At 42.5% G+C, this 18,087-nt stretch carries 14 protein-coding genes and 1 pseudogene; 7 read left to right on the top strand and 8 right to left on the bottom strand.

Going from position 1 to position 18,087, the window contains the following annotated elements:
* Positions 1–263 precede the first annotated feature (263 nt).
* Positions 264–1,571, bottom strand: coding sequence for a GGDEF domain-containing protein (locus QWZ07_RS02070; protein WP_192854509.1), 1,308 nt, complete (start codon positions 1,569–1,571; stop codon positions 264–266).
* Positions 1,572–1,962: 391 nt separating this feature from the next.
* Here QWZ07_RS02070 and QWZ07_RS02065 point away from each other — a divergent pair.
* From QWZ07_RS02065 to QWZ07_RS02055, 3 genes and pseudogenes are all read left to right on the top strand, one after another.
* Positions 1,963–2,154: pseudogene (locus QWZ07_RS02065) on the top strand (hypothetical protein); the annotation flags it as partial.
* Positions 2,154–2,348, top strand: a complete 195-nt coding sequence (locus QWZ07_RS02060; protein WP_171349888.1) for a hypothetical protein — start codon at positions 2,154–2,156, stop codon at positions 2,346–2,348. The pseudogene QWZ07_RS02065 and the gene QWZ07_RS02060, both read left to right, overlap by 1 nt.
* 304 nt (positions 2,349–2,652) lie before the next feature.
* The gene (locus tag QWZ07_RS02055) at positions 2,653–3,390 is read left to right on the top strand and encodes an HNH endonuclease signature motif containing protein (protein ID WP_192854506.1); all 738 of its coding nucleotides are present in this window, start codon (positions 2,653–2,655) and stop codon (positions 3,388–3,390) included.
* 398 nt (positions 3,391–3,788) lie between these two features.
* Here QWZ07_RS02055 and QWZ07_RS02045 read toward each other — a convergent pair whose 3' ends face one another.
* The gene (locus QWZ07_RS02045) at positions 3,789–4,814 is read right to left on the bottom strand and encodes an IS110 family RNA-guided transposase (protein WP_102353495.1); all 1,026 of its coding nucleotides are present in this window, start codon (positions 4,812–4,814) and stop codon (positions 3,789–3,791) included.
* A gap of 130 nt (positions 4,815–4,944) precedes the next feature.
* Here QWZ07_RS02045 and QWZ07_RS02040 point away from each other — a divergent pair, with 130 nt between their 5' ends.
* Complete coding sequence (locus QWZ07_RS02040; RefSeq protein WP_192854762.1) at positions 4,945–5,697, top strand: SEL1-like repeat protein; 753 nt, start codon at positions 4,945–4,947, stop codon at positions 5,695–5,697.
* A gap of 22 nt (positions 5,698–5,719) precedes the next feature.
* Here QWZ07_RS02040 and QWZ07_RS02035 read toward each other — a convergent pair whose 3' ends face one another.
* The 3 genes from QWZ07_RS02035 to QWZ07_RS02025 form a co-directional block, all read right to left on the bottom strand.
* Positions 5,720–6,676, bottom strand: a complete 957-nt coding sequence (locus QWZ07_RS02035; protein WP_192854760.1) for an IS110 family RNA-guided transposase — start codon at positions 6,674–6,676, stop codon at positions 5,720–5,722.
* Positions 6,677–8,007: 1,331 nt separating this feature from the next.
* The gene (gene yciH, locus QWZ07_RS02030; protein WP_017112012.1) at positions 8,008–8,319 is read right to left on the bottom strand and encodes a stress response translation initiation inhibitor YciH; all 312 of its coding nucleotides are present in this window, start codon (positions 8,317–8,319) and stop codon (positions 8,008–8,010) included.
* Between the two features lie 3 nt (positions 8,320–8,322).
* Positions 8,323–8,691, bottom strand: coding sequence for a DUF3319 domain-containing protein (locus QWZ07_RS02025; RefSeq protein WP_017108028.1), 369 nt, complete (start codon positions 8,689–8,691; stop codon positions 8,323–8,325).
* Between the two features lie 100 nt (positions 8,692–8,791).
* Here QWZ07_RS02025 and QWZ07_RS02020 point away from each other — a divergent pair, with 100 nt between their 5' ends.
* The gene (locus QWZ07_RS02020; RefSeq protein ID WP_192852633.1) at positions 8,792–9,760 is read left to right on the top strand and encodes a tyrosine-type recombinase/integrase; all 969 of its coding nucleotides are present in this window, start codon (positions 8,792–8,794) and stop codon (positions 9,758–9,760) included.
* A gap of 149 nt (positions 9,761–9,909) precedes the next feature.
* On the opposite strand, the gene QWZ07_RS02015 is transcribed toward QWZ07_RS02020, so the two are convergent.
* Complete coding sequence (locus tag QWZ07_RS02015; RefSeq protein WP_017112010.1) at positions 9,910–10,905, bottom strand: D-alanine--D-alanine ligase; 996 nt, start codon at positions 10,903–10,905, stop codon at positions 9,910–9,912.
* Between the two features lie 179 nt (positions 10,906–11,084).
* A complete protein-coding gene (locus tag QWZ07_RS02010) occupies positions 11,085–11,648 on the bottom strand; it encodes an SPOR domain-containing protein (RefSeq protein WP_017108031.1) in 564 nt (187 codons plus the stop codon).
* Between the two features lie 216 nt (positions 11,649–11,864).
* Here QWZ07_RS02010 and QWZ07_RS02005 point away from each other — a divergent pair, with 216 nt between their 5' ends.
* On the top strand, positions 11,865–14,549 hold the full coding sequence (locus tag QWZ07_RS02005) for a bifunctional acetate--CoA ligase family protein/GNAT family N-acetyltransferase (protein WP_192852632.1): 2,685 nt from the start codon (positions 11,865–11,867) through the stop codon (positions 14,547–14,549).
* Here QWZ07_RS02005 and QWZ07_RS02000 read toward each other — a convergent pair.
* Entirely contained in the window at positions 14,538–15,425 is an 888-nt protein-coding gene (locus QWZ07_RS02000; protein WP_065105739.1) for a LysR family transcriptional regulator, read from the bottom strand. The genes QWZ07_RS02005 and QWZ07_RS02000 overlap by 12 nt on opposite strands.
* Before the next feature lie 225 nt (positions 15,426–15,650).
* On the opposite strand from QWZ07_RS02000, the gene QWZ07_RS01995 reads away from it, so the two are divergent.
* The gene (locus QWZ07_RS01995; protein ID WP_192852631.1) at positions 15,651–17,798 is read left to right on the top strand and encodes a TonB-dependent hemoglobin/transferrin/lactoferrin family receptor; all 2,148 of its coding nucleotides are present in this window, start codon (positions 15,651–15,653) and stop codon (positions 17,796–17,798) included.
* Positions 17,799–18,087: the final 289 nt, after the last annotated feature.

The raw sequence follows: 18,087 nt of genomic DNA, 5'->3' as shown, positions 1-18,087 counted from the left end.
TCAGGTACGATACGTATCAACATGAGAATGCCATTGATGACGTTATTGAAGGTGGTGTTGTTACAGGTGATGCGAACGCGCTTAGAGATGTCCGAATCGATTAGAATTCTGAGGAGACAACAAAGCTTATGAGCTTATTTAGTCAGTGGTTAAAAATCTAACGACTGCTTAGTGGAGAGACGATATCGACAGGGTATTGATTGCGTGTTGATTGAGTATCGGCAGAGTGTTGAATGTATAACTGTAGTCCAGTCTAGCGAGCCTTAATAAAATGTAGCGACTTGGTTTCGTCCGTTGTCTTTCGCTTGGTAGAGTGCTTTGTCTGCACGTTTGATGGCAGTACGTATCGATTCATGCTCCTTAAGTTGCGTTACTCCGGTCGAAGCCGTGACTTTAAGCGCTTTAGGCCAAGGGCTTTGGTCCATTGCTAGGTAAAAATTATCGATAGATTCGTTACACTGTAGCGCGGTTTGTTCTAGGCAAACGAGTAGAAACTCCTCACCACCCCAGCGATAAAGCAAGTACTGCTCACCAAGGCTCTTGTTCGCCGTTGCGACAAACTGAATAAGTACTTTGTCACCTACTTCATGGCCATGTTGATCATTGATCTGCTTAAAATGGTCTAAATCAAACAACGCGATGTGAATGGTTTTTCCTTGTTGCACCAGCCATTCGAAATCATAGAAGGTATCTAAAGCCTCGGTTCGGTTCCTACATCCGGTCAACGGATCGGTTGTGGCCTTCACCTTTAGCTCTTTAATTTCTTGGGTTAAATAGCGTTGTTGCTCTGCTGCGAGCGTCTTGCTTCGCTGTGCGATATGTAATGCACAACCTATATAATAGATGGCATACGTCACCCATAATCCAACCAAAAGCTCACCTAACAAAGCTTTACTGATGATTTTACCGTGGAAAACAATACTCGAGATCTTAAGTGAGTGATGCCCATCAAGCGTGCTGGCACCAAGCCCAAGTTCAACTGACACCGCGTTTGTAATGTCTACCGCGCTATCAGAAACAGGGCGGTTATAATGATCAATCCACCAGAAAGGGACATTGAAGTAGCCCAAATCAATGTGGCTTGCATCTGGTAACGAGAAGTCTAAGCGATTGAACTTGTTCGACATAGCATCGCCTTTCACGCTGTAATTCTTGTCGTAATTACGAATGTAGAAGCGAAACCTTGGGTCTTCTTGGCCTTGGTAATCCATATTAATGGTGACCGAATCGAACGTAGAGAGATCGAGCCCTTTACCTTGTGTCGATATAACGAATTCAATTTCACAGAAGGGCAAGCTATAGGTTCGCTCAAAGTCACACTGTAACTCAATTCCATCTTCTGCCTTATGTAATGAGCCTACGGTGCCACCATCGTGGTCTCTGTCTGTGTTAACGAGTGTAGGGTATTTGTCTGGTGTAATAACGTAGCTCTTATTCATGAGCGTATTAAATGAGATCAACGACACTAGCGTGATTGCTAGGCAAAAAATCGAAAGGAATATGTTGAGTTTTCGGAATGCTTTGTCGCTCATGATACTAACCCGTACACGTGATTCGAATGTAATGCGCAATGCCTTAGAGTTGGCGCAATCGAAGATTAGAGTATTAGCATTGATAAAATAGCTATACCTAAAACTGACCCAGAATTGACGGTTATACAGGAAAGCGCACCATTAGACCAAATTCAAGTTTAAAAATTGAACGCAGACCCTTGATTCTGAATGTTATTTACTCAATAAGTGCGGTTTTTACGGGGTTAATAATTTAACTGTATATTTATACAGTTATATTTGAAGTGGCTCGGTTTGTTGTAATCAGAGTGGTGTGTACGAGTTTTATGGCTTGCTGTGATAACGAGTCACGAGGCCACTGTTACTGTTCATCAATTAAAGTGGAGGGTAATTATGTTGCAGTGTCACTTTTTAAGCCTAATTTTATCGAAACACTTTATTGTCTATGAGAGCGTTCGTACCAGTCATCTTGTCTTTCATTCCCAATTACGCGCCATATGTAGAACAAGGCTTCAATGCACTGCAGAACATCCCTAACCCTTATTGGTTTGTAGTCGGTGCCGTTGTTGTCGATACGCTAGGCATGCGTGCCATGGTGCGATACCTACTTGAATACTACACATCACGATGGAAAACGAAGTGATTGCGTATCTCGAAGCGTTAATCATTGCACTAATTACAGGTGGAGTCTCAAGCCTTGGCACGATTGCAGCCTTGAAAACGGACATCAACTGGATAAAACGAGTGCAACAAGACCAAGAGCAACGGATACGAAAACTGGAGATACCGAATGAAAGGACACAAGTGCAAAGGCCGCCGACCAAACGGCCAACTTAAGAAAGGTTACACGCTCAAGAACGGGCGAGTGGTTAGGGCGAATACCACACGAAAAAGCTATAAGAAACGACGCTAAACCTCACCAATAAAAGAGCCACTTTCTTATGAAAGTGGCTCTTTTTGCATCTCATCTATAAGTAATTGGACGCTTAGCATTTAGTTTGACAGCTAATGATTTAAATCACTGTTATAACTAGGGTTAATGGGTATAATCTTTTCCATAAATCAGACTAGACAGAAAAATTCTGTATTTAAATGCAGAATTTTTCTGTCTAATAAGCTGTTATGCATATAAGAGGAAATCATGGCTATTTCGGATAAGAATCGGAAAATTCTTTGGGGTAAATCTGGAAACAAATGTGCAATGTACAGGCACACCTTGGTTTTCGAAAAAACTGATCATGATTCTGAGTCGGTTGTCGGGGAAGAATGCCATATTATTTCTGGCGCGAAAAATGGTCCTAGAAGTGACGTAGACTTCCCAAGAGACAAAATAGATGATGTATCAAACTTAATCTTGCTTTGTAGGCTTCATCACAAACAAATAGATGATCAGGTTGAGACATATACAGCAGAGTTATTGCGAATTATCAAAACGAACCACGAAACGTGGGTAGAAGAAAAATTAAAAGACGCTCCTAGCATTCGAAATGTCAGAGTCGTTCGTGATAAGTCTCAGATTCCAAGTAAGTTAAATGTTGTCCATACTGGCAAAGAAATGTTTGAAATCATCACTGGTTGCCAAGCATTTTATATGGATTACACAGATAACCTTTCAGATGATGAACTTGAGCTCGTTGGTAACTTTCTACAGAATGTAAAGGATTGGTCTGAAATCGCGCAAGAATTAGAACCAATTCAAAAAATTAATGCCAGTAAAGATATCGGCTTGGAGCTAGCAGCTCTTCGTGATTGTAACCTATTCGCTTTTACTGCAGTAGAAATACAGAAAATGGTCGGTGGCATAAGTGGTGAGTTACCTTTCCCTGTTTTACACCTGACCGTCAATAAGGCAAGTGATCCTAATGTGGTTTCGAGTTAGTCGGAAAAATATGCATAACAAATTGTTCAAGAGTGATTCGGCACGCGTGGCATTTGTATTATGCGTCAGTTTTAGTGGTTAAGGTGCTATGCAGAGGCTGTTGTATTGCGCGCCTCACACCTTAACAAGGCTACATGGATTCCCCCCAGGTTGTCAAACACCCGCTAAACTTATGTTGATGGGTTTTGGTCTGCCGCTCTACATTCGGCCTACTTATCGACGATTCGCATACGTCGTGGCCCTGATGACTTGCGCGACTGCGGTGCCTTATTCGTTAGATGACATCTAGTGTGTCCGCCGCATTAACAGGCTCTCCGCAAGTGGTCTTAACCTATCTCCATCATTAGCGTCTGCAATGACCCGGTGGGTTTAACTCTTTATGCTGCTTAAGGTTTTACTTAAGCAGCATAGTTTTCATATTCTGTTTGATTGTGTAAAAGCGACCATATAATTCGTGCGTTCTTCGCGGCAAGTGCCACTATTGCTCGGTTCATTCCTCTTCGTTCCAGAACGCCTCTGCACCACTGACTTAACTTATCTTGTTTGTCGCCAAGGTTGGCAATCACGGTCCTTGCGCCGTGAACTAATAGTGTTCGTAAGTATTTGTCGCCGTGTTTGGTTATCCGACCTAACCGAGGTTTTCCTCCTGTGGAATATTGCTTTGGTACTAGTCCTAGCCAAGCAGAGAAATCACGGCTTTTATCAAATTGAGAACCATTGCCTATCGAAGCAAGTATAGCAGTAGCGGTTTGCGGCCCAATACCTCGAACTTTCATCACTCGTTGAACATTAGCGCTGACCTTAGCAAAAGAGTCAAAGACTTGCTCTGTATCGGCGATACGTTGATTCAATTCACCAAGGTGGTGATAAGCATCGGCAATGACTGTTCTTGCGAGGTGTGGCAGTTCATTTTCTGCATCTTCGAGCATTAAGGGAACGTGTTTCATTAACGAAGAGCGGCCAACAGGAATGATCAACCCGAATTCAGAGAGTAGGGCACGCATGCGATTCATAAGCGCGGTGCGTTCACGAACCCAATGCTCTCTCATTCTATGTACCGATAGGATGGCTTGTTGATCGGGGGATTTTATGGGCACAAAGCGAGTAGATGGACGCTGAACAGCTTCGCAGATAGCAACAGCATCATTAAGGTCGTTCTTCCCTTTAGTTCGATAAGGAACTACGTATTTAACGGCCATAATACGGGCGTCGTGACCGAGTTTATTGAGTGTTCTTGCCCAATAATGTGCACCACCACACGCTTCAACGCCTATACGCATGAGTGGCATATTTGCTATTGTAGTCAGTAGTTTAGAGCGAGTTACCGACTTATGAAGTATGACCTTACCATTTTGGTCTACGGCATGAAGACTAAAGTGGTTTTTAGCTAGGTCGATACCGCAGAAATAAGAATAATCAGACATGGTGCCTCCGATGCATTTAAGTACCACATAAGTGTGGCAGATTCTCGGTAGGGGGAATCCATGTCATTCGTTGTGTTTTCTATTTTATTTAGTATGCTATACTGCGTGAAATTTGGCGAGCGAGTTTATAATGTTTGATCTGTTTAAAAGTGCTAGTGAGCTATATGAAAAAGCTCTAGCTTATAAAGCTAATAACGAGTCTAAGTACCTATCTTATTTAGAAAAATCTTCTGATAAAGGCTATGCCAAGGCGACCGTTGAGTTAGGTTTATATTATTCTAATCAGGATTTAGGTAAGGCTATGGCATATTTTGAAAAAGCTTCTTGTGCGGGTGTGGCTATGGGTTTTCACAATATGGGCGTAGTTCATGCTTTGAATGGCAACGTTGATGCTGCCAAACATTGCTATCAAAAATCCGCAGAACTTAACGCAGCAATATCGCATAAAGAGCTAGCTGTAATCTACGCCAATGAACAAAATGATCTATATTCTCTAGCTCATGCGATATATGCAATAGCTTACGGAAACTCAAATGACGACTGGCTTCCAGGTTTGAAGAAGTCCGTAGAAAAGATAAAAACGGCTTTTGCTCACTCAGATTTATTCTATTCTGCGCAGGGTTTAGCTATTAGGTTTGCGGCACATGAATTCAACGAGTTAATTGGTGAGTTAAGATTAGATTTACAGCAACCGGGCATGGCCGAAAAAATCATTAGTGAAGTCAGTCATCAAACTCTATTGGGTGAGTCACGATTTTCATTGAAAACGGCAGCCTTTCTAAGAAAGCAGCAGCCTATTGCATCCAGATTCGATATCAGTGTACTGGACGTATATTTTTCTTGCGCAGCGTTAACAGGCTTACTTCAAAACCCGGAAACATAACAAACGACTATGGCGTCAATAGTTAATTTTTGGCGCTGTTTTCATCCCATAGAACACCATCTCTGAGCATTGAATTTAAGATCACAACCATCTTGCGCACGCATGCAATAATAGCGACTTTCTTTGGTTTACCAGCGCCTAAAAGTCGCTGATATGTCGCTTTAAAAACAGGATTACATTGCATGGCTGACATCATTGCCATATATAACACAGTGCGTACTTGCGCTCGACCTCCTTGGATCACGCGCTTACCTTTGTAGCGCCCACTTTCGCGTGTTATTGGAGCGACACCAATCAGTGATGCCGCTTGTTTATTCGTGATGTAACCAAGTTCAGGTACGTTGCTAATTATTGATGCGGCGGCAATGTTTCCTATTCCTGGGACGCTTTGCAATATTGTGTTTTTAGCCTGGTATTCAGGACTATCTTCAATGAGTTTAACGAGCTTTTCTTCTAACTTGGTGATTTGATTTTTTATCGTGGTTAGCATTGGTTTGATAGTCGGATGGAGAGAGGCGGGAAGTATCTGGATTCGGTTCTTTTCCATTGTTTGCATGGATAACAACTGGTTTCGGCGAATGACTAAGTCACTCATTAGGCGTATGTTTCTTGGCTTTATGACAGTAAGAGCTGGTTTGATTGCTTCTCCATAGTGAGCGATCAACTCTGCATCTAAACGATCATTTTTGGCTCTGCGGCCAATAGCACCAGCGAATCGTTTTATGTGGACAGGGTTTGCTCTGACAATTGGTAATTGAGCCTCTGCACATGCAAGAACAAAAGGCATTTCTAATCGGCCTGTAGCTTCAATAACGATTCGTTCAGGACTGTGACTTTTAATCGTTTTGAGTGCTTTTTTGATGCCTTTATCATTGTTCTCTACTGAGAAAAATAGATCTAGTGGCCTGATGTGGATGTCTAATTGTGTTTTGCCAGTATCAACTCCAACGTTGATGCTTTGATTGATTTTGGTATTCATAATAAGCTAACTCATGCTTGCGTAATGCGGGTTCGAGACCCAGTCGACTATTCGAGGTTTATGCTTGAAGTCCTATGTAGCGTTCATGTTTGTTATCGGTCTCTCGATAGAGGAGCCAGCATTTAAACGAACTGCTACATAGAAAGCTTTAGTTGCAGCTAAAGCCTGGGTCTCACATTACCCGATTGGAGTGCTTATTATCCATACAAACTATTTAAGAGTGAATCACAATAATGCCAGCGTATAAAAGTGGGATAGGAGAGTCATACCTTTTTCTCGGTACCTTACAATAGGAGTTCATTACCGTGATTTGGCATTTTAGGTTCTTATTATGCGGATGGTAATTCCCTAAGGTTTGCGTGAAGTGTTACTTGAATTTGATGGGCACCCAAGGCTTCGCCGGCATACGACGACCGCCACGAAATGGTAACGGATGCTCTTTAGGTGGGTAAAACTTTGGGGAATCAATTCGACCGTGGCGTTCGACGAGCTGACGATGTTCGTCGCACCAATACGCAAAACTGAGCAATTCTTTCGGATTAAACTAGCGTAATTCTGGCGTGACCAAGGTAGCACGGTCAAAGTGTATCTAAATCCATTCCAACGATGATCTAAGGCCAAGTAACCGCGAGCGTGGATGTTTGTGAGTTCAGTAAAGTGACTTAACCCATGTGAACATGGCTGTTCGTGACATTACGTAGATCTGAGGAACACACGTAGTAATCCAAAACTTAGAGCGAGCTGTAAGTTGGGTTTAAAAACTCAGCATAAAAACTTACAGACGAGCTCGTGCGAGAAAACTTAACTGGTTTAGTGGATAACACAAAATAGAATTCAACGCGTAGCCAACAAGAAACACGGTGGCGTGTGTGAAATCTGAAAAAGAAACGACAGCCAATGCCCACAAGGTTTACACACAGCGCGGTGAATCATTAGTACAAGAAGATGTAAGTCAGACAGACGGACGGAACAAATGTTCTCGTTAATCGACTTTGTGTAAACGAATCGCTGAATATCTTTTTCACTCATAGTAATAAGCATCCGGATAACTCCTAAGCAGACCAATATAGGTAAGCTTAGGAGGACATTTTAAAATGGCTCAAACCGGACATTACTAAATTGCTCTAACAATCCCACTGCGTATTATGTACGTTATGTTAAATTGGTTTTGGTGTTTATAAGGCAGGTATCTTTGTGTGATGCCCTGCCTTTATTCGGTGTCGATATTCTCTGATTTATACTGTGTATTTAACCATATTGGCTATTTACCATAAAATACCTAATATCCAGTGATAATAATCTTCGATTTTAACCCTGGTATTAGTTAGAGATTAACCGCCAGAGAATTTAACTTTGTAGCCTTTCTTTTCAAGGTGCGCTTTGATCTTGTCACGCGCGTCGCCTTGAATCTCGATGTTGCCATCTTTTACTGAGCCGCCACAGCCGCACACTTTTTTAAGTTCTGCCGCCATTAGTTTTAATGGAGCGTCATCTAGGTCTAAGCCAGTTACGACAGAAACGCCTTTGCCTTTACGGCCTTTGGTTTCTTTTTGGATTCGAACAATACCATCGCCTTTAGGACGTTGGACTTTCTCTTCTTCAGGTGTGATACGACCTGTTTCTGTTGAATATACTAGGCTCATAATTTACTTCTTTTGTTGCTCTGCTTTTTGTTTTGCGAGTAAGTAAGCTTCTATATGACGTTGGATTGCAATTTTGCCGCCTTTAATTAGGCGACCGTTAAACATGCAATACCACGCATTAGGCTCACCGGTGTCATTCTTGATTTGGTAGCCGTTGAAGTTTTCAGTCGAGCCACCAGTTCCTCTCGACTTATTTAAGGCAGTGAATTCTTTAGGATCAATAATCGATGCGGTTTCAATCCACCAATCAATACTCTTCTTAACGGCAGCTAAATTGCCCTGAATAACATTATTTTTTAACTTCGCACGCCAAACCGTGTTGGTCGCATCCGTCGATTGCAGATGGACGCTTCGATAAATTGAATTAGCCATATCTATTGATCATCTTTTTGTTTTCACTGCATTAATCATAAGTATACTTTTAATGATATCAAGCATAATATGGCAAAAACACCTGTTAAGGTACGGTAATTTGAGAAAAAAAGTCCCTATTTTATCTGACTCTGTGATAATTAATTCATTTGTTGAAAAATTGAACAGCAATGCGTCAATTGAAATTATAGATGAGTTAACAGGATACCAATATTCTCGCAATTCACTGTTGGGCATCTACAGTGATTGGAATCGCTACCACGCGTTCTGTGCAAAGAAACGCATTAACACTCTTCCAGCCTCTGTGACGGCAATTCGTCGTTTCTTAGAGACCGAATCCAACGACAGAAAATACGCGTCGTTAAAACGTTACACTGCAACGCTTAGTTTGTTGCACACTGTGCTCGGCTTCGCTAACCCTATAAAGCATCGGCAAGTTCGCTTTACCCTACTCCACTTACAAGCTCAAATGGCCGGTGATGCTAAGCAAACCAACGCCATGACGTCGGCACACCTGACTGAATTGAACACGTTGCTTTCGCATGACAAAGCTAACTTAAGAGAGATTCGTGATATCGCTATTTATAATGTGATGTTCGAGTGTGCTTTAAAGCGTTCAGAACTTAAGTTGTTATCTACCAGTGATGTTGGGAGTACCGACAGTGATTATCAAATAACGATTAAAGATTCTGTGTATCAGCTTTCACAAGTCGCGAGTCTTGCACTCGAGCGTTGGCTTGCATTTACTGGAACACAAGATGATTTACCGGTGTTTCGCGCGATAGATAAGCATGAAAACATCGGGCTTCAAACTTTGGATGATTCTTCCATCTATCGGATCTTGCGTAGAGCGAGCGACTTACTACAGCTAGCAGAAAGTCATCATTTCTCAGGGAACTCGATTCGTGTTGGCGCAGCACAAGAGTTGTCGAAACAAGGTCTTAAGGTGAGAGAGATTCAGGATTTTGGTCGTTGGCTCAGCCCTGCTATGCCAGCTCAATATGTTGGCAATTTTGATAATGCAGAGCGTGAAAAAATGAAGTTTAAAGCGATTCTTCCCTGGCAGTAACTACAAGTTTTTTAAATACCTGTTTTTAGAAAATAGACGTTTAAAAACGGCTAGGTAAAAAACAATAATGCCTTGGCAAAAAGCGCAAGGCATTAGTTTATCAGCGTCTCGTTGTTGGGTTCAGCTCTAACAGCGAGTGAATAGATGAACTAAGCAAGGCTCGTTCTAACGCAGTTCTCTAAGAACTGACTAAATTTAGGCCCATCATGTTCAACCATTTTAGGGAACATGGAAATCGGCGTCATACCCGGGAACGTATTCACTTCGTTCAGGTAGATCTCATTATCTTGTGTTAAGAAGAAGTCGATACGAGATAAATGACGAAGCTTCATTTGAGAGAAAACTTTGCGCGCGCTGTCTGCAATCAATTCACGTTGTTCATCAGTTAGATTACTTGCTTCCACTTCAGTAATTGAGTGGCTGTCTGCACTGTATTTCTCTTCATAAGAATAGAATGCGCCATTCGGTGCAATCACCTCGCCCGGCTTGCTAATGTAAAGCTTACCGTCAAGTTCATACGCAGCAACTTCCAGTTCTCTTGGAACGACTGACTTCTCGACAAGTACTTGATCTGAGAAGGTAAACGCTTTGTTGATTGCTTCGCTTAGATCTTCTACTTGGTTTACTTGATAACAGCCAACAGATGAACCTTGACGAGCCGCCTTCACAAATACTTTACCCCAATTTTCAAAGGCTTGAGTTGCTTGTGAGTGAGTTTGCTCTGTGTTGTCTGACAGGAACAGGTATGGCGTGTTTGGAATGCCCAGTGCGTCATACCAAAGCTTCGACGTGATCTTGTTGAAGCTGTTGTTACTTGCTTCAGAACCACAACCTAGATACGGAATTTTCGCCAGTTCAAACAGTGACTGGATGTCACCCGTTTCACCTGGGAACCCGTGAATACAAGGCACAATGAAATCTACTTTTGAATCGAGTTCATCGCCACGTAAAGCTTGATTGTTGATATCGAGATAAACCAATTCACCTGAATCAAGACACCAGCCTTCGTTTTTAATCTCAACTCTGACAACGTTAAAATCCGCAACGCTATTGAGTTGTTCAAAAAGGTAATTGGCTGAAACTAAAGACACTTCATGCTCTGAAGATCCACCGCCGCAAAGTAGAAGGATGTTTGTGGTGTTCATGGGTAAATTCGGTCCTTGAAACTAGGAATACTGACTTCAATGATAAACAAAAGTCGAAATAGGTACAGTGTTTTGAACGTTAAATTTGTGTCCGAAAGAACGAGCGATTAACTATTAAACAAAACTGTTCGTCTTGAAACAAAAGAAGGAGCATTTGCTCCCTCTTCATGAATTAAAACTTAGTTCAACTTGTTAAGCGTTGGGTATTCAGAGTTTTTGATGTCATCAATGCTCTTAACGAACGGCTTCAAGTTTTGGAAAGTGGTCGGCAGCGTTGAAATAGCCTTTTTAGCTTCTAAGCGTGTCGCGTAATCACCGTAAAGGACGGTGAACCACTTAGTGCCGTTAACCATTTTGTAGTTTTCCCAAACTGGTTGAGAAGTCGTTGGTAGCATTTTCACGAAAGAATCGACTTTAGTCTGGCTGCCAACAGCAACAACTTGAACTGTGTAACCAAAACGCTGGTTCATGTCTTGTTGTTTCTTGGTTGGGCCTGTTACTACTGCAACGGGTTTAGCCCTAGTCGTTTGAGTCACTTTCTGTTCAACAGGTTGGGTCTTGATAACGTTGACGACATTCTCTTCAACAACGCCTGTTTGCTCAGATTGAGATACAACTGGAGCTTCAACTTTGGCAGTTTTGTACTCTTCTTGATAGCTATCTGAAGTTACATTAGTCACGTAGTCGTCAGATACACATGCAGCCAAGAGCAGTGGCAAAGTCGCAATTGCAAATTTTTTCATGGAAAGCTCTATATCCTTAATAATAATTACTATAAATCATGCCGATACGTCGGTTTAGAATCAAGTTAACTTTGAGATTATACACCATTAGTGGGTGACCTATTTCACAAACTTTATGCAGTGTTTGCTTATTCATCTGAATTCGGTGAATTTGCCATCAACCTGTGAATCAAAAGTAAGTTACGATGAACTTACGTGCATTGCTAGGATATGTCTATGAATCATCTTGATCCCCTCCTTAAACCCCGCTCAATCGCAGTTGTTGGTGCTTCTCAACGAGAAACCCGTGCGGGATATATAGTTATGAACAATTTGTTGCACGGGGATTTTAAAGGTGCGGTGATGCCGGTTACGCCAAAATACGATTCAGTGGCGGGTGTGCTTTCTTACAAGAATATTTTGTCGTTACCTATCGTTCCAGATCTCGCGATTTTGTGTACAAACGCGACACGTAATGTCGGCATCTTTCAAGAGTTGGCCGAGAAAGGGATTGCGTCTGTGATTGTGCTTTCTTCCGACATGCACCAGCACAGCGACAACGGCGAGACGTTTGACTCAAGATGCCTAGCAATAGCCAAAAAGCACAACATCCGAGTGCTTGGCCCAAATAGCTTGGGGATTATCGTTCCTTGGCTCAATTTGAACGCCTCGTTCTCTCCAGTGACGGCACTACCCGGAAAAATCGCGTTTGTTTCTCAGTCTGCGGCGGTTTGTACCACGATCCTTGATTGGGCTAACGACAAAGAGATCGGCTTCTCTGCTTTTATCTCGATAGGTAATGGCAGTGACATCGAGTTTTCAGAGCTATTGGATTATTTGAGTACCGATTCGCACACTGAAGCAATCTTGCTTTATGTCGATAGTATTAGTGATGCGAGGCGCTTTATATCTGCGGCGCGTGCGGCTTCGCGTAACAGACGAATTCTGGTGTTAAAAGGCGGTCGAACAGCGAAAGGCAGAGCGGCAGCCATGGCACACACAGGCGGTGCCGACACATTAGACATCATTTACGATTCCGCAATCCGACGTAGCGGCATGCTGCGAGTTAAGAATTTACATGAACTGTTTGCCGCGGTAGAAACGTTGACTCACTCGGTGCCATTGCGTGGTGAACGACTCGCTATCGTCACCAATGGCGGTGGCCCTGCAATTATGGCCGTGGATACCCTGTTTGACCGTGGTGGTAAGCTTGCGGAACTATCTGAGCAAACTCTAGATAAGCTGAGTAATGTATTGCCATCGAGTTGGTCGCATAGCAACCCTATCGACATTGTCGGTGATGCCGGCGATCAGCGCTACATTGATACCATTAACACGCTGCTTGATGGGGATGAAGCCGATGCCATTCTTATCATGCACAGCCCTTCTGCTATCGCACATTCCGCCAAAACCGCTGAGCGAATTATTGAAGCGATTAAGAAGCACCCTCGTCATAAACGATTCAATATATTAACCAATTGGTCTGGTGAGCTGACAGCAAGGCCTGCAAGAAAGTTATTTACTGAAGCGGGTATTCCGACCTATCGAACACCGGAAAGTTCTGTGGTCGCCTTCATGCACTTGGTCGAGTACAGACGTAACCAACGCCAACTAATGGAAACACCAACGACAGCTGAAAAAGTTCATATTGAAGACTTGGCCGATGCGAAAAGTTGGATAGAACGCCAACTACTGGATAAAGATACAGTTAGTCTTGATACTCACCAAAACAGTCAGTTTTTTAAGCACTTCAACTTAGATGTTCTGCCAACTTGGATCGCTTCAGACCCAAGTGAAGCGGTACATATTGCTGAAACGATTGGTTATCCCGTCGCAGTAAAACTCCGTTCGCCAGATATTGCACATAAGTCTGACGTGCAAGGTGTGATGCTCAATTTACGAAACAGTAGTGAAGTCGCGAATGCAGCTCAAGCGATTCTCGATCGTTCTCAACTGTCGTTCCCTACCGCGCATATTCATGGCTTGTTGATTCAAGGAATGGCAAAGCTTGCGGGCGGGCAAGAGTTACGTGTGAAAGTCACAACAGATGAAACCTTTGGTCCTATCATTTTGCTTGGCCAAGGGGGCTCGGAGTGGGACGAATCGATTGATGCAGCCGCCGCCTTTCCACCGCTGAATATGACGCTGGCTCGTTACTTGATTATTCGAGCGATAAAGAGTGGCAAGATTCGCCTACAGAAATTACCTAACCCGATCGATATTGAAGGGCTCTCTGAGTTGCTGGTTCGTATATCTCAAATGGTGGTCGATTGCCCTGAAATACATGATTTGGATATCCATCCAGTACTGGCCAATGGTGACAAGTTCACGATATTGGATGCCGATATCATTTTGAAAGCTTATGAGGGAGACCCACAAGAAAGGCTCGCGATTCGCCCATACCCAGTCGAGTTGGAAGAAACAATACAGTTAAAAGATGGTACTGAGGTGCTGTTGCGCCCTATCCTTCCAGAAGATGAACCGCTTCACGCTGACTTTATTAACCGAGTCTCTAAAGAGGATCTGTATAAGCGTTTCTTTAGTGATGTTGGTGAATTCAATCATGAAGCATTAGCGAACTTTACTCAGATCGATTTCGATAGAGAGATTGCTTTTGTCGTCGTTCGTAAGGAACAAGGTGTGCCAGCGATCATCGGTGTTTCAAGAGCATTGATTAACCCTGAGAACACGGATGCAGAGTTTGCGATACTGATACGATCTGATCTGAAAGGTGTGGGTTTGGGTCGTATTCTTATGACTAAGGTTATCGATTACTGTCGCGCTAAACAGACCAAGCAAATGTCGGGAATGACGATGCCAACGAATAGAGGGATGCTGACACTAGCTCAAAAGCTTGGTTTTAAGCTAGATATCAGTTTTGAAGATGGTACTGCTGATATGGTGTTACCGCTATTTGAGTGACCATGTCTTTTTAAGGTGTTGAATACACCAAGATTTGGCGTCGCCCATTTTGTTGCGTCGCCAAGCCATCACGATATCGATAGGTTGCGGCTCTGTTCCCGAAATCTGCTGTAGAACACCAGATTCGATCAGTGGTTTAGCAATAACATTCGGTAAGGTGCCAATCCCTAACCCCGTCGTCAGAGCTTCTACTTTTGCAGGAAAGCTCGTTACCGTTAAACGTGGTTGTTTCTCTAGAATATTACGACTTAAAGCGGGTTGATCGCGCGCGGTATCCGCAATTGCAATCACCCTGTAACTTTCTCTCGCCTTCTGATCGAATTCACCAGAACGCTTGTGAACATAGTGGCTTGATGCCGCGACCCACACCATCTCCATTTTACCAATTACGTCACTTTTCATATCGTTGGGAATTGTATCGAGCTTAGGACATACCAATAAGTCAGCACGACCATCTGTTAGAGATTCCCAACAACCCGCTAAGATTTCCTCTTGCAAACGAACACGTGTCTTACTGATCTTCCCTAGCTCATCGACTAGCGGGAAGAAATTAGCAATCGGAATAATGCCATCAAAGGCGATGGTCAAATCCAACTCCCAGCCATTTGCAAGAATACTCGCATCATTAACGAGTTGTTCAGTGGCACCAAGAATGATCCTACCTTGCTCTAATATTAACTGCCCCGCCTCTGTGAAATTTGCACGGTGGCCTGAGCGGTCGAAAATCATGATATCCAAGTCTTGTTCTAACTTCTGGATTTGATAACTCAACGAAGAAGGTGCTCGGTCCATTTCATTAGCTGCGGCCGCAAAACTCCCACGACGATCGATGGCATCCAGTATATGTAGTGCTTCAAGTGTTATTGGGCTATGCATCAGTATCCAACTTTAAAAATGAGAGGTTAATCACAAAAATTGAAGTATTCACCAGCTAAATGGAACGTTTAAAGCTTTTAAAATACAACGAGTTATACGGTTAAAACAGGTTTAGACTGACGAAATTGAAAATAAATTCAAATGCAAATAATAGTAATTATCATTTAGATCCAATATTATCTTTCGCAAATCAAGATAATACTATGGAATTAAGGTAACTATCAGATGTATAAGCAATCCCTACTCTCTGCTTCAATCGTTTTAGCGCTTTCATCAACCTCAGCCTTTGCTGAAGATTATGCCCTATTTGACGAGGTTGTTGTATCTTCGACTCGTACGAATCAAACACTTATCAATACTGCGGCTTCTGTGACTGTCATCTCTGACGAGCAAATCGAAGAGAACATGGCAAAAGATGTTAACGAAATCTTCGAATACACTCCGGGTGTCACGATGAACTCGAGCTCTCGCCAAGGCGCACAGACTATCAACATTCGTGGAATGGAAGGCAAACGCGTTAAGATTTTGGTTGATGGTTCATCGCAACCAGGTTCATTTGATGGTGGTCCATATGCATTTATTAACTCTAGCGGTATTTCAATCGATCCCGACATGTTAAAAAGCGTTGAAATCATCAAAGGTGCAGCTTCAAGTTTACACGGAAGTGACGCTATTGGCGGCGTTGTTGCTTTCGAAACTAAAGACCCTTCTGATTTCTTAAAGGATGGTGAAGATTTTGGTGGTCAAGCTAAACTGTCTTACTCTTCAGAAGACAATTCTTTTAGTGAACATGTTGCGCTAGCGAATCGATTTGGCGATTTAGAAACATTGGTAGCCTACACTCGTCGAGATGGCGAAGAGTTGCAAAACTTCCGTAACCCTAACGACTTAGAAAACTACGCTGTTGAAGGTCAAGATACCTCAGCAGATAATCTTTTAGTTAAGTTGCAATACCAATTAAACGAAAGTCATCGTATCGAGTTTTTAGCTGAGCTAATCAAAGATACTTCGGACTCTGATATCTATCACTCAAGCTACGATAGCTATACTGGGGCTGATGACACAACGCAAAATCGATTCGCTATTAAACACATTTGGTTCGCTGATGGCGCGATTGCCGATACCGTGACGAGCAAAGTATCGTACATTTCTAAAGAAGAAAATGGTGTAACGAAGCGCTTTAAACCTGCAGGTCCAGGTATGCCGCCTTGGGTTCCAGCTAACAACGACAACTTACAAACAAAAGACTACGAATACACCGAAGATAAGCTTGAGATCGAGACGCAGCTAGACAAAGAGATTAACAACCATTACCTAGTATATGGTGCGACTTATACACATAGTGATATTAGTAACACCAATATGGAGTACAACTCTGACCCAGCTACTGCCGATCAGCTTTATGTATACACTCCTGATGCTAAAGAGCAAAAATTCGGTCTGTTTGTTCAAGACGAAATTAGCCTAATGAATGACAAGCTGGTTGTTACTCCTGGTGTTCGTTTTGATTACTTCTCAACGGACCCAGGTAACAACACTACCGAATCGTTAACTGATTTCTCTGATTCCGCAGTAACAGGTCGTTTAGGTTCAACATACAAACTGACAGATACAGGTACTATTTTTGGCCAAATAAGCCAAGGCTTTAGAGCCCCTTCTTTCGATGAACTGTACTACACGTATGACAACCCTGGACACGGCTACGTAAATGATCCAAACCCAGATCTGAAGTCAGAAACCAGTATCTCTTACGAGTTGGGCTACCGTCATAATACTCAAGCTTCATCATCTGAAATTGCGGCTTACTACAGTGACTACGATGATTTTATCGAGACAGTAGTTACGAAAAAGGTTGGCAGAACAACGCACTATTCTAACGTTAACTTAGATTCGGCCACGATTAAGGGGATTGAGTTCTCAAACACGTTACTTTGGGATGTTTTGGTAGGCGCGCCTGAAGGCATTTCGACACACTTCGTTGCATCATACACTGAAGGTGAAGACGGAAACGGAAATGCACTAAATAGTGTGAATCCTTGGAATGCTGTTTTAGGCCTTAACTACGACGCTCCAAACCAAAACTGGGGTACTAGCCTTAAGTTAAACTACACGGCTGACAAGTCTGGTTCAGACATCAACTTCGATGACGAAAGTGGCGGTAACGCTGGTCAAGCTGAGCTTCCAAGTGCTACGGTTGTTGACTTGACGGCTTACTACAAGCCAATCAAAGATCTGACTATTCGTGGTGGCGTGTTTAACTTAACGAATGAAGAGTACTACCGTTGGAACGACATCCGCGGCGATGATGAGCTTTACAAAGAGAACTCTCAAGCGGAAAGAAACTACGGTATTTCAGCTAAATACGAATTCTAATTCGTTAAATAACTGATACAGAAAAACTAATGTAGCAGAAACTAAAAAGCCAGCTTAATGCTGGCTTTTATCTATTTCACTAAAAATTGTATCAAAAAGGAATAAGTGAAATTACGTCTTACTTCTCTGCCATTTCTTTCTTAACCATTACTGCGGCAGCAATGATGAAAGTGATGATTAGGCCTAGTTCCATGATTAACTCCAAAGAAAATTAACATTAAACATATAATTCGCGAGCATAGTAACACAACGAATACAGAATGATACTTTTTAACCACTAATTTACTTT

The organism is Vibrio lentus (assembly GCF_030409755.1).
GTDB classification, from domain to species: domain Bacteria; phylum Pseudomonadota; class Gammaproteobacteria; order Enterobacterales; family Vibrionaceae; genus Vibrio; species Vibrio lentus.
This window is presented reverse-complemented; position numbering and strand designations above follow the sequence as displayed.